Raw genomic sequence first — 11,488 nt, 5'->3', positions numbered from 1 at the left:
CTAAGGCGCTGAGTTACATAGGTTTGGCGCAGGGTTCCAACCCACCACCAGAATTTAATAGAAATATCAAATGACTGATATTTTCCTCTCTGATTTTGGCACACTTTGGGAACATTTTTGATTAAGAAAGTGCTCAATTTGCCGGTGTGAACGGCAGAGGGTTCAAACACAACGGGCTGCCCGATAAGCAATCGGCCAGCCCGTTTTTTACGTCTGCTGTACTTTTGCCGCTGGAAAAACGGCGCGGAAGGTTTGCTTCCAGCCTTGCTCCTTCACCAATAAGTCACAAACGGGGTCAGATCGGTGTTTTTGGGTTTGGCCACTTCGTCTTTGGCGGTGCCGATCATCAGCAGGCCGATGATTTTGTCTTTTTCGCCGCAGTGGCAGGCGGCGCGCAACAGGGGGCTGTTGCTCCACAGGCCGGTGATCCACACGCTGTCGAAGCCTTGGGCTTTGGCAGCCAGCTGGGCGGCATAGGCGGCGCAAGCGGCGCTGAGCAGCTGCTCCCACTCCGGCTTGGGTTTGGGCGCTGTGAAATTGGGTTGTGAGATGACGGCGATGACCAAGGGTGCCATGTGGCCGACCCGCTCGGCTTTGCGCATGGAATCTTCGCCGAAGTTGAGTTGGGTAACGGTGTCGGCGAGCAGGGTGCGAAATTTCTGCAGGGCGGCCTCGCCTTGGATGACCACGAAACGCCACGGGGTCAGGTGGCCGTGGTCGGGCACTTGGGTGGCGGCTTGCAGGATGTGTTCGAGCTGTGCGGCATCGGGCGCGGGCAGGCCGAGCTGTTTGGTGGAGCGGCGGGTGGTGAGGAGTTGCAGGGTGGGGTTCATGCGCATGCAGCCTTTCCGTTGGCAGAGATTGGGGAGAATAAGGCTACCTGAAACGGTTTCAGGTAGCCTGCACGGAGTGATCAACCGTTCAAAGCAATCGGTGTGCGGACGGTAGCCGATTGTTTGTCCGCCTGCGCAGGCGTTTGGCGGAACAATTAGGCCGAGCGGATGGGGATGACTTTCGAGGTGCGCCGCTTCTTGCCGTCTTCGCCGTAATGGGTTTCCACGTATTCCTGCACGATGGCGAGGAATTCGGCGGCCATATTGTCGCCTTTGAGGGTAACTTTGCGTTCGCCGTCCACATAAACCGGAGCCACGGGGGTTTCGCCGGTGCCGGGCAGGCTGATGCCGATGTCGGCCAGTTTGCTCTCGCCTGGGCCGTTGACCACGCAGCCCATCACCGCCACGTTGAGGCTTTCCACGCCGGGGTATTGCAGGCGCCAGACGGCCATTTGGTTGCGCAGGTAGTGCTGGATGTCGCGCGCCAGCTCTTGGAACACGGTGCTGGTGGTGCGGCCGCAGCCGGGGCAGGCGGTCACCATTGGGGTGAAGGAGCGCAGACCCATGGTTTGCAGGATTTCCTGAGCCACCACCACTTCCTGCGTGCGCGGGCTGCCGGGTTCGGGCGTCAGCGAAATACGGATGGTGTCGCCGATGCCTTCCTGCAACAAAACGGCCAGTGCGGCGGTGGAGGCGACGATGCCTTTGCTGCCCATGCCGGCTTCGGTCAGGCCCAAGTGCAGCGGGTAGGCGCAGCGGCTGCCGAGCTCGCGGTACACCTGAATCAGGTCTTGAACGGCGCTCACTTTGCACGACAGGATGATTTTGTTTTCAGGTAGCCCTAAGTCCACCGCTTTTTGTGCCGATTCCAAAGCGGAAACAATCAGTGCTTCTTTCATCACTGCTTCGGGCGCTTTGGGCTGGGCGGCGGCTAAGTTGGCGTCCATCATCCGTTTGGCCAGGCTTTGGTCGAGCGAGCCCCAGTTGACGCCGATGCGCACGGCTTTGCCGTTTTCGGCGGCGGTGCGGATCATGTAGGCGAATTTTTCGTCGCCCTTGGCGCCTTTGCCCACATTACCGGGGTTGATGCGGTATTTCGACAGGGCTTTGCCGCATTCGGGAAATTCGGCCAACAGGCGTTCGCCGTTGAAATGGAAGTCGCCCACCAAGGGGGTGTTGCAGCCCATGTCGTCGAGACGGCTGCGGATTTCGGCTACTTTGGCTGCAGCTTCGGGGCTGTTGACGGTAATGCGCACCATTTCCGAGCCGGCATCGGCCAGTTCTTTTACCTGGCGGGCGGTGGCTACGGCATCGGCGGTGTCGGTATTGGTCATCGACTGCACCACCACCGGGGCGTCGGAACCGACGGTGAGGTGGTCGATCTGCACTTGGTGGGTGGTGCGGCGTGTGATGGGAGTGTTCATGCTGGGTCGGATGGCTTAGGGGTTGGCGGCCGGGCCGTCGGTGTTGAAGGCGGCGGTTTTGTTGTCGCGCATGTGCTCGCTGACGTTGATGTCGCGGCCGCCGTAGCTCACGCTGCTGCCGCGGGCGAAGCCGATGCGCACATGGTAGGGACCGTTGCCGGAATAGCGGTGTTCGCTGTTGGCCGGCACGATTTTGCTGATCAGCATATTGCCGTCTTTATCGGTAACGGTGAGGAAGGAGCGGAAGCGCAGTTTGATGGCCAGTTCGCCGGGAGCGGTGCTCAGGCCGGCGGCGGCATCGGCTTCGCCGGATGCGGCCGGCGCGGAAGCTTGTTCGGCCGGAGCGGCTTCAGGCGCAGAAGCGGCGGCATCGGAAGCCTGCTGCATGGGCAGAACCTGCACATTGCCGCCTTCCAGGTTCGGCGGCAGCACGGCTGGAGCGGCTTGTTCGTTTTGCGCTTCTTGGCGTTGGTTGTCGCTGTGCGATTTGCTTTGCCACAGATACACGCCGCCCACAATCAAGGCCAAGGCGGCCACGCCGATGATCCATTTCGGGAAGGGTTTCCGGATCGGCGCCTGATGGTAGGTCATGGGGGCGGGGTTGTCGGCAGCGCTTTTTTTCGCAGCCGGGGCGATGCCCTGGGTTTGGAAGGCAATTTGCTCCAGATAATCGTTGAGTACGCTTTCGTCGAGATTCAGGTAGCGTCCGTAGCTGCGCAGAAAGCCGCGCACGAAAACCGGCTCGGGCAGTTTGCCGAAATCGGCGTTTTCTAAAGCCTCTACCTGACGGGCGGGCAGTTTGAGGTGTTCGGATACGTCGCCGATGGAGAGCAGGTTTTGCTCGCGGGTTTGGCGCAGCAGGCGGCCGAGCTGTTCGGCGGCGCTGGCGGTGTCGGTGTGGGGGGCATCACTCATTGGACTTTTCCTGTGGTGATCTCCTGCAGCTCAGGAGAATAGGGATGGTGGGTGCGCAATTGCGCTTCGTATTCGTAGGCCGCTTGGGTTTGGCCCATGGCGCGGGCGATTTTCCAGCCCAGCAGCAGGTCGTCGGGGCCCAATACGTTTACTTTGCTTTGGTATTGGCGGAATTGGCGGTCGGCCTCGCCGGTTTTGCCTTCCAACAAGGCCACGCGGGCCAGCTCTTTTTGGGCCGGCACAAAGTCCGGAGCGGTGGAGAGGGCGCGTTGCAGATAAGAGGTGGCCAGATTGTATTGGCCCAAACGGGCGCTGCAGATGCCTTTGTTCATGTAGGCAATGTGCGGGCTGGGGTAAGTGGGATCGGCCAGGGCGCGGTCGAAATAGGCCATGGCTTCGTTGGGGCGATTGCCGCCGTTGCAGAGAAACCAGCCGTAGTTGTTGTTGATTTCCGCGCTGTCCGGCTTCAATGACAAGGCGCGTTGGAAGCTTTCCTGGGTTTTGTCCGGCACTTTGAGGAACTGGTAGATGGCGGCGCGCACCAACCAGGCGTTTTCGTTGCGCGGCTGCAAGGTGAGGGCCTCTTCGATGGCGGCCACCGCATCGCGGTAGGAGCCGGCATTCATGTATTCGATGGCGAGCTGGATTTTAATGGCCGCCACTTCTTCCGGGCGGTTGCGCTCTTCTTTCTGGCCGGTGTGGATGGTGATGCCGGCGCAGCCGGAGAGCAGGGAAGCGGTGATCAGGGCGGCGCCCAGAAGCTTTTTCATGACTCAGCCTTTCTCAAGGTGTAACTGTTGCCATTTGGCCTGACGGCGGGTTTTGTCGCGTACTTGGCCGGCGAGCTGCCCGCAGGCGGCATCGATGTCGTCGCCGCGCGTTTTGCGCACGGTCACCACCAAGCCGGCCTGTTGCAGGATGTCGCGGAAGATGCGGATGTTTTCGTTGCTGGAACGTTGGTAACCCGAGTGGGGGAAGGGGTTGAACGGAATCAGGTTGAATTTGCACGGCACGTCGCGCACCAGGGTCAAGAGTTCGCGTGCGTGCTCGGGGCGGTCGTTGACGCCGTCGAGCATCACGTATTCGAAGGTCACGAAATCGCGCGGGGCCTTGGCCAGGTAGCGGCGGCAGGCGGCCATCAATTCGGTCAGCGGGTATTTTTTGTTCAGCGGCACGATTTCGTTGCGCACCGCATCGTTGGAGGCGTGCAGGGAAACGGCCAGCGCCACCGGCATGTCTTCTTTGAGGCGGTCCATCTGCGGCACCATGCCGGAGGTGGACACGGTAACGCGACGGCGGGAGAGGCCGTAGCCGTGGTCGTCGAGCATGATGGAAAGGGCGGTGACCACATTGTCGTAGTTGGCCAGCGGCTCCCCCATGCCCATCATCACCACGTTGGAGATGACGCGCTCGTTTTTCGGGGTGACGCCCAGCGCTTTATTGGCCCACCACAATTGGCCAATGATTTCGGCGGCGGAGAGGTTGCGGTTGAAACCCTGGCGGCCGGTGGAGCAGAAGGTACATTCCAAAGCGCAGCCGACTTGCGAGGAAATGCACAGCGTGCCGCGTTCGGCTTCGGGGATGAAAACGGTTTCCACGCCGTTGCCGGTGCCGACGTCGAGCAGCCATTTGCGGGTGCCGTCGCGCGATTTCTGCGCGGTCATCAGGTCGGGCACGCCCACTTCGGCGCGGTCTTTCAGTTTGGCGCGCAGCGATTTGGCCAGATCGGTCATGTCGTCGAAATCGGCGGCGCCGCCCAGATGCATCCAGCGCATCACTTGGCGGGCACGGAAAGGCTTTTCGCCCATTTGCGCGAAATGGTTGGTCAGGCCTTGGAGGTCGTAATTCAGCAGATTGGTTTTCATACGCGGGGAAACGGCGGGGGTATGTCTTTGTATATGGAATCTGTTTTCGGTGCAAGTCCCTATACAAAGAAAACCCGAAAGGCTACCTGAAGGGTTTTCAGGTAGCCTGTGGGGGTAATGGGGTTTAGCGGGGGCAGATTTCGCCTTCGGGGAAGAAGAAAGCGATTTCGATGACCGCATTTTCCAGGCTGTCGGAGCCGTGAACGGCGTTGGCGTCGATGGATTCGGCGAAGTCGGCGCGGATGGTGCCGGCGGCGGCTTCTTTAGGATTGGTGGCGCCCATCAGCTCACGGTTTTTGGCCACGGCGTTTTCGCCTTCCAATACTTGGATCATTACCGGGCCGCTGGTCATGAATTTTACCAACTCGCCGAAGAAGGGACGCTCTTTGTGCACGGCGTAAAAGCCTTCAGCTTCGGCTTGGCTCAGGTGTTTCATTTTGGCGGCCACGATTTTCAGGCCGTTGTTTTCGAAGCGGCTGTAGATTTGGCCGATGACGTTTTTGGCAACGGCATCGGGTTTGATGATAGAAATGGTGCGTTCGATTGCCATGGGGCGGACTCCTTAAATTTAGTCGGTTAATCGGGCGGAAAAATCAATGCGGGCGGCATTCTAGCAAGTTTTTCCGGCTTTGGCTTGCGGGGAGACGGAAATTTTCATCTGTAAAGCGCGATGCGGCGGCGGTGTTTTTCAGGGCCGTGGGTAAAGAAAACAGGCTACCTGAAAAACGGGTTTCAGGTAGCCTGAGACCTTTGCAAAACCCCCATCTGCGGCGCATTTCTGCGTTTTGTGCTGCTCGCTCGCTTGCCTATCTATGTGATATGTCTTCGCTCGCTGTGCTGCTACGCCTTGAACTGCATCCACATCTGGGGGCTTTGCAAAGGTCTCAACCTGCGAAGGGGTGGGGCGGCCGGGGCTTATTCGATGTTCTGCACCTGTTCGCGCATCTGCTCGATCAACACTTTCAATTCCACCGAAGCTTGGGTGCATTCGGTGGCGATGGATTTGCTGCCCAGGGTGTTGGCTTCGCGGTTGAGCTCCTGCATCAGGAAGTCGAGCCGTTTGCCGACGCTGCCTTTGCTGCCGGTGACGATGCGGCGCACTTCGGCGATGTGGGTGCGCAGGCGGCTGAATTCTTCGTCCACATCGGCTTTCTGCATGAAGATGGCAAACTCCTGCTGCAGGCGCTCGGTGTTCATATTGTGTACCGCATCGCGCAGGCGCTGCTCGGCTTTGTCCATGTGCTGCTGCAACAGCTGCGGGAACAACTGGGAGAGGATTTCGACGATGTCGTCCATGTTTTGCAGGCGTTTGAGCAGGTGTTGCTGCAGCTGCTCGCCTTCGCGGCGGCGGGCGCGGTTGAACTCGTCCAGCACTTCGCCCAGCAGTTCGGCCACGGCTTCGTTGAGGTCGCCGCCGTCTTCGGCAGGCGCGGCCAATACGCCGGGAAAGGCCAGAATGTCGGCCACGCCCAGCTTGGCGATGCCGGGGTGCTGTTTGCGGATTTTCTGGTTGAGGTCGGCCAATTGGGCCACCAGTTTTTTGTCCACTTCCAAGGTTTGCGCCGTGCGGCGGCCGGTATTTTGCAGCTGGATGCGGCATTCCAGTTTGCCGCGCGCCACGGCGGCGGAAATGGCTTCGCGCAGGCTGCCTTCCAAATGGCGCAGCTCTTCGGGCATTTTGAACTGGATGTCCAAATAGCGGTGGTTCACCGCCCGCAGCTCCATATACAGGCGTTTGCTGCCGCATTCGGCGCTGCCGTTGGCAAAGCCGGTCATACTGTGAATCATGTTTTGCTCCTACATTATCGGGTGAGAAAAGCAGGCCGAATATAGCATAAAGCGCGTGCTATAATCCGCCGCATTTCCGCCTTCATTATTGGGAACCGCCATGTCTTACGCCCGCACCGGCCGCGCCGCCGATGAGCTCCGCCCCGTCAGCATCACGCCTGATTTCTTGCCCCATGCCGACGGCTCGGTGCTGATTGCCTGCGGCAACACCAAAATCATCTGCACCGCCACGGTGGAAGAAAGCCTGCCGCCGTTTCTGCGCGGCAAAGACCAGGGCTGGGTAACCGCCGAATACGGCATGCTGCCGGCCTCCACCGCTTCGCGCATGCGCCGGGAAGCGGCGGCGGGCAAACAGAGCGGGCGCACGCAGGAAATCCAGCGCCTGATCGGCCGCTCACTGCGTGCGGCGGTGGATTTGCAGCGTTTGGGCGAACGTCAGATTTTGATCGACTGCGACGTGATTCAGGCCGACGGCGGCACCCGCACCGCCAGCATTACCGGCGCTTTTGTGGCGATGAGCCTGGCTGTGCAGAAGCTGCTGAAGGCCGGCATGCTGCTGTCCAACCCGATCCGCGAACAGGTGGCGGCGGTATCGGCCGGCGTGGTGGGCGGCGTGCCGCTGTTGGATTTGGACTACCCCGAAGACTCCGGCTGCGACAGCGACGTGAATCTGGTGATGACCGCATCGGGCAAAATCATCGAAATCCAAGGCACTGCCGAAGGCGCGCCCTTCAGCCACGCAGAATTGCTGCAACTGCTGGCCTTGGGGCAAAAAGGCATTGCCGAACTGGCGGTACATCAGCAAGCCGCGTTGCGGCAGGCTTAGGGTTTCGCCCCCAAGCGTTGTGGCGGTATGTTGGGTCAAAAGCCGCATCTGCGGTGTGGAACATGCCGGCAAGCTGCCCCATCTGGCTGCGCCGGCCGGTTTGACTGGTGCAACGTATCAAACCACTTCGCAAACATGATGGCAACGCGCTCAATATTCTTTGAAAAAGCCACAGAAACAGGCTACCTGAAGCTTTCAGGTAGCCTGTTTTAACATTTAAACATACAATTTAACTCTGTTTAGCAAGTAAAACGGGAAAAGCCATGACCAGTGCCAAAGGAAAAGCCAAAACCGCCGCCGCCCAGCCGGAAGCGGCCGCAGAACATCTCGAGGGCCAAGACCTGCGCCAGCTGCTGCTCACGCTCTATCTCAAAAACAACCCCCAGCTGAAACACCAAGTGTTTATCTACACCTACAAAGGCGTCACCCACGAAAGCAGCAATCCTTTCCAATACGTGAGCGGTGAATTGGGACCGGAAGTGAAAAAAAGCCTGATTCTGCAAAACATGCCGGCCGGCGAGATGATTCAGGCCTTTATCGTGCCCACCGCCACCCATGCCAAAGACGGCAGCTATGAAATCGAGAATACGGTGATTTACGGCAATAAGGTGGGCGTGCTGATTGAAATCGGCCTCGACAACGAACGCATCGACCGTTCGGAAAAATACCGCCAGTTTGCCGGCTTGGCCGACGCGATGCTGCGCCAGTTTGTGTAAGCACTGGCCGGCAAGAGACCGAGGGGCTACCTGAAAAGCTTTCAGGTAGCCTTTGTGTTTATAATCCGCGCTTGTTTCATGATCAGGCTACCTGAAATGCAAGTGATCCAATTCGAAAATTCCCCCTTCAAACTCCACCAGCCTTTTCCGCCCGCCGGCGACCAGCCCACCGCCATTGCCGGCCTGCTCGAAGGGCTTTCAGACGGCCTCGCTTATCAAACCCTGCTCGGTGTAACCGGCTCGGGCAAAACTTATACGATGGCCAACGTGATTGCCCAAAGCGGCCGCCCCGCCATCATCATGGCGCACAACAAAACGCTGGCGGCGCAGCTTTATGCCGAGATGCGCGAGTTTTTCCCCGAAAACGCAGTGGAATACTTCGTTTCCTACTACGACTACTACCAGCCCGAAGCCTATGTGCCGTCGCGCGATTTATTTATCGAAAAAGATTCCGCCATTAATGAACACATCGAGCAGATGCGCCTTTCCGCCACCAAAAACCTGATGACGCGCAACGACGTGATTATCGTCGCCACCGTGTCTGCCATCTACGGTATCGGCGACCCCACCGAGTATCAACAAATGGTGCTTTCCGTAAAAGAAGGCGACACTATCGAGCAGCGCGACATCATCTCCACCCTCGTTTCCATGCAATACGAGCGCGGCGAAATGGATTTCAAACGCGGCTCCTTCCGCGTGCGCGGCGACGTAATCGACGTGTATCCCGCCGAAAGCTCCGACAACGCCTTGCGCATCAGCCTGTTTGACGACGAAATCGACCGCCTCGACCTCTTCGACCCGCTCACCGGCAGCAACATCCAGCGCGTCGGCCGCTACACCGTGTTCCCCTCCAGCCACTACGTTACCCCGCGCGACACCGTGCTGCGCGCCTGCGAAAGCATCAAAGAAGAATTGCGCGAACGCATTGATTTCTTTACCCAAGAAAACCGCCCCGTCGAAACCCAACGCATCGAGCAGCGCACCCGCTTCGACCTCGAAATGCTCTACGAAATGGGTTTCTGCAAAGGCATCGAAAACTACTCGCGCCACTTTTCCGGCAAAAAAGAAGGCGAACCGCCACCCACGCTGATGGATTATCTGCCCGACAACGCCATCATGTTTATCGACGAAAGCCACGTTACCGTGACCCAAATCGGCGGCATGTACAAAGGCGACGCCAGCCGCAAGCAAAACCTCGTCGACTACGGCTTCCGCCTGCCTTCCGCCCGCGACAACCGCCCGCTCAAATTCCACGAATTTGAAAAAATCATGCCGCAAACCATCTTCGTTTCCGCCACACCCGCCAAATACGAAGAAGAACACGCCGGCCAAGTGGTCGAGCAAGTCGTGCGCCCCACTGGTCTTGTCGACCCGCAAATCGAAATCCGCCCCGTTGCCACCCAAGTGGACGACTTACTCAGCGAAATCAACGACCGCATTGCAAAAGGCGAGCGCGTACTCGTGACCACCCTCACCAAACGCATGGCCGAACAGCTCACCGACTATTACAGCGAACTCGGCATCAAGGTGCGCTACCTGCACAGCGACATCGATACCGTAGAACGAGTTGAAATTATTAGAGATTTGCGCCTCGGCCTGTTTGACGTGCTTGTCGGCATCAACCTTTTGCGCGAAGGCTTGGACATCCCCGAAGTATCACTCGTCGCCATCCTCGATGCCGACAAAGAAGGCTTCCTGCGCAGCCACCGCAGCCTCATCCAAACCATAGGCCGCGCCGCCCGCAACGTAAACGGCGTTGCAATTTTGTATGCCGACAAAATCACCGATTCCATGAAAGCCGCCATCGACGAAACCGAACGCCGCCGCGAAAAACAGATTAAATTCAACCAAGAACACGGCATCGTGCCGAAACAGATTACCAAACAAGTGAAAGACATCATCGACGGCGTGTACCACGACGATTCAGGTAGCCCCAAAGGCAAAGGCCGAGCAAAAACCAAAGTGAAAGTAGGCGAAATCCACACCGAAGAAGACGCAATTAAAGAAATCGCCAAACTCGAAAAAGCCATGCAGCAGGCGGCGAGGGATTTGCAGTTTGAAGAAGCGGCGGTGTTAAGGGATAAGATACGGGGGGTTAAGGAGAATCTGCTTTTTGGAGCAGAGTGAGTCTTAAAATTAAGAAGTCCCTTAAATTAAGGGACTTTTCTAATTAAATGTTATCTAAAATCTGCTTTTTGCGTTGTTGAAACTCTTTTTCATCTATTACACCCTGTTCATACAGAGAGGTCAAAGTATTAATTTTTTCTTGGATAGTAGAAGATGTATTGTTGTGTCTCTCTAACATACTATTGCTACTAAATTCAGATATTGTAGCTGCCGCACAAGCAGCATTAATATCATTCATAAGAGCTATTTCATCAAATATTGCAACCCCTTTCTTATTCCGTGTTAAGTGAGAGTATTCTCGTCCAAGCTGCAATGTTTGTTGTTTTATGTTCGGATTTGTTGGATTATTTTTTAATTTCTCTAAGGAGGCTAGATATGATTTTCTTGCTTTCTCCCTTTCATTTAATTCTGTATTAGCCTGTATAATAATAGCTACTATAATCACAACAATAATAATTATAAAAATAATAAATCCCATAATCCCTCTTCTTATGTTAAATAATATTAAATATTGTAAATATAGCAGAAAGCGTAGGTTGGGTCAAGCCTCAACAAACTGTTAAATTTCACGAAGTGTTAGGTTTGCGACCCAAGCAAGCGTAGACACAATGATTGGTATTGTCGAAACGTTCAATCATTGTGATGATGCATCAATGTCGGATTCGAGCAAGCGTAGGTCGGATACTTGTATCCAACAAAATGGTTGGTATAACGGAAATATTTAATCATTGTGATGATGCGTAAATGTCGGATTCGAGAATCCGACCTACATCTTGTATCATCTGTATGGGTTAATTTGCATAACAAGGGGAAACCATGCGCTACCGTCGATATTACCGTGCGGGCGGAACGTATTTCTTTACGCTGGTGGCGCATAACCGTCACCCGATTCTAACCGGTGATGCGGTGCGTTCGGCCTTGCGTGAGGCTGTGTTGGCGGTGCGGGAAAAATACCCGTTTGAAATTGCGTCATGGGTGTTGATGCCCGATCATC

At 56.7% G+C, this 11,488-nt stretch carries 12 protein-coding genes; 4 read left to right on the top strand and 8 right to left on the bottom strand.

What is annotated here, in order from left to right:
- Positions 1-272 precede the first annotated feature (272 nt).
- The 7 genes from HMPREF9371_RS04000 to HMPREF9371_RS03970 all read right to left on the bottom strand — a co-directional run bounded on the left by HMPREF9371_RS04000 (position 273) and on the right by HMPREF9371_RS03970 (position 6,825).
- On the bottom strand, positions 273-839 hold the full coding sequence (locus HMPREF9371_RS04000; protein WP_009118635.1) for a nitroreductase family protein: 567 nt from the start codon (positions 837-839) through the stop codon (positions 273-275).
- A 149-nt stretch (positions 840-988) separates the two neighbouring features.
- Positions 989-2,257 (bottom strand): flavodoxin-dependent (E)-4-hydroxy-3-methylbut-2-enyl-diphosphate synthase, encoded by a 1,269-nt coding sequence (gene ispG, locus HMPREF9371_RS03995; RefSeq protein ID WP_009118634.1) that lies wholly within the window; start codon positions 2,255-2,257, stop codon positions 989-991.
- A 15-nt stretch (positions 2,258-2,272) separates the two neighbouring features.
- A complete protein-coding gene (locus tag HMPREF9371_RS03990; RefSeq protein WP_009118633.1) occupies positions 2,273-3,172 on the bottom strand; it encodes a helix-turn-helix domain-containing protein in 900 nt (299 codons plus the stop codon).
- A complete protein-coding gene (gene pilW / locus HMPREF9371_RS03985; protein WP_009118632.1) occupies positions 3,169-3,942 on the bottom strand; it encodes a type IV pilus biogenesis/stability protein PilW in 774 nt (257 codons plus the stop codon). The genes HMPREF9371_RS03990 and pilW overlap by 4 nt, the downstream gene beginning before the upstream one ends.
- 3 nt (positions 3,943-3,945) lie before the next feature.
- Complete coding sequence (gene rlmN / locus HMPREF9371_RS03980; protein ID WP_009118631.1) at positions 3,946-5,037, bottom strand: dual-specificity RNA methyltransferase RlmN; 1,092 nt, start codon at positions 5,035-5,037, stop codon at positions 3,946-3,948.
- Positions 5,038-5,161: 124 nt separating this feature from the next.
- Positions 5,162-5,587, bottom strand: coding sequence for a nucleoside-diphosphate kinase (gene ndk / locus HMPREF9371_RS03975; RefSeq protein WP_009118630.1), 426 nt, complete (start codon positions 5,585-5,587; stop codon positions 5,162-5,164).
- A 365-nt stretch (positions 5,588-5,952) separates the two neighbouring features.
- Positions 5,953-6,825 (bottom strand): YicC/YloC family endoribonuclease, encoded by an 873-nt coding sequence (locus HMPREF9371_RS03970; protein ID WP_009118628.1) that lies wholly within the window; start codon positions 6,823-6,825, stop codon positions 5,953-5,955.
- Between the two features lie 100 nt (positions 6,826-6,925).
- Between HMPREF9371_RS03970 and rph the strand changes: the two genes are divergently transcribed.
- The 3 genes from rph (at position 6,926) to uvrB (ending at position 10,494) form a co-directional block, all read left to right on the top strand.
- The gene (gene rph, locus HMPREF9371_RS03965; protein ID WP_009118627.1) at positions 6,926-7,651 is read left to right on the top strand and encodes a ribonuclease PH; all 726 of its coding nucleotides are present in this window, start codon (positions 6,926-6,928) and stop codon (positions 7,649-7,651) included.
- Between the two features lie 263 nt (positions 7,652-7,914).
- The gene (locus tag HMPREF9371_RS03960) at positions 7,915-8,367 is read left to right on the top strand and encodes a hypothetical protein (RefSeq protein ID WP_009118625.1); all 453 of its coding nucleotides are present in this window, start codon (positions 7,915-7,917) and stop codon (positions 8,365-8,367) included.
- A gap of 96 nt (positions 8,368-8,463) precedes the next feature.
- Entirely contained in the window at positions 8,464-10,494 is a 2,031-nt protein-coding gene (uvrB, locus tag HMPREF9371_RS03955) for an excinuclease ABC subunit UvrB (protein ID WP_050797905.1), read from the top strand.
- Positions 10,495-10,537: 43 nt separating this feature from the next.
- Here the strand turns inward: uvrB and HMPREF9371_RS03950 are convergent, their stop codons facing one another.
- Complete coding sequence (locus tag HMPREF9371_RS03950) at positions 10,538-10,972, bottom strand: SHOCT domain-containing protein (protein WP_009118623.1); 435 nt, start codon at positions 10,970-10,972, stop codon at positions 10,538-10,540.
- 338 nt (positions 10,973-11,310) lie between these two features.
- Between HMPREF9371_RS03950 and HMPREF9371_RS11535 the strand changes: the two genes are divergently transcribed.
- Positions 11,311-11,488: transposase (locus tag HMPREF9371_RS11535; RefSeq protein WP_198003610.1), on the top strand; the 178-nt coding region annotated here is incomplete at its 3' end.

The organism is Neisseria shayeganii 871, assembly GCF_000226875.1.
GTDB lineage: Bacteria > Pseudomonadota > Gammaproteobacteria > Burkholderiales > Neisseriaceae > Eikenella > Eikenella shayeganii.
This window is presented reverse-complemented; position numbering and strand designations above follow the sequence as displayed.

Bases quoted from the DNA above. Each gene is read 5' to 3' on its own strand.
- HMPREF9371_RS04000 (WP_009118635.1), bottom strand. From the start codon at position 839: ATGCGCATGAACCCCACCCTGCAACTCCTCACCACCCGCCGCTCCACC.
- ispG (WP_009118634.1), bottom strand. From the start codon at position 2,257: ATGAACACTCCCATCACACGCCGCACCACCCACCAAGTGCAGATCGAC.
- HMPREF9371_RS03990 (WP_009118633.1), bottom strand. From the start codon at position 3,172: ATGAGTGATGCCCCCCACACCGACACCGCCAGCGCCGCCGAACAGCTC.
- pilW (WP_009118632.1), bottom strand. From the start codon at position 3,942: ATGAAAAAGCTTCTGGGCGCCGCCCTGATCACCGCTTCCCTGCTCTCC.
- rlmN (WP_009118631.1), bottom strand. From the start codon at position 5,037: ATGAAAACCAATCTGCTGAATTACGACCTCCAAGGCCTGACCAACCAT.
- ndk (WP_009118630.1), bottom strand. From the start codon at position 5,587: ATGGCAATCGAACGCACCATTTCTATCATCAAACCCGATGCCGTTGCC.
- HMPREF9371_RS03970 (WP_009118628.1), bottom strand. From the start codon at position 6,825: ATGATTCACAGTATGACCGGCTTTGCCAACGGCAGCGCCGAATGCGGC.
- rph (WP_009118627.1), top strand. From the start codon at position 6,926: ATGTCTTACGCCCGCACCGGCCGCGCCGCCGATGAGCTCCGCCCCGTC.
- HMPREF9371_RS03960 (WP_009118625.1), top strand. From the start codon at position 7,915: ATGACCAGTGCCAAAGGAAAAGCCAAAACCGCCGCCGCCCAGCCGGAA.
- uvrB (WP_050797905.1), top strand. From the start codon at position 8,464: ATGCAAGTGATCCAATTCGAAAATTCCCCCTTCAAACTCCACCAGCCT.
- HMPREF9371_RS03950 (WP_009118623.1), bottom strand. From the start codon at position 10,972: ATGGGATTTATTATTTTTATAATTATTATTGTTGTGATTATAGTAGCT.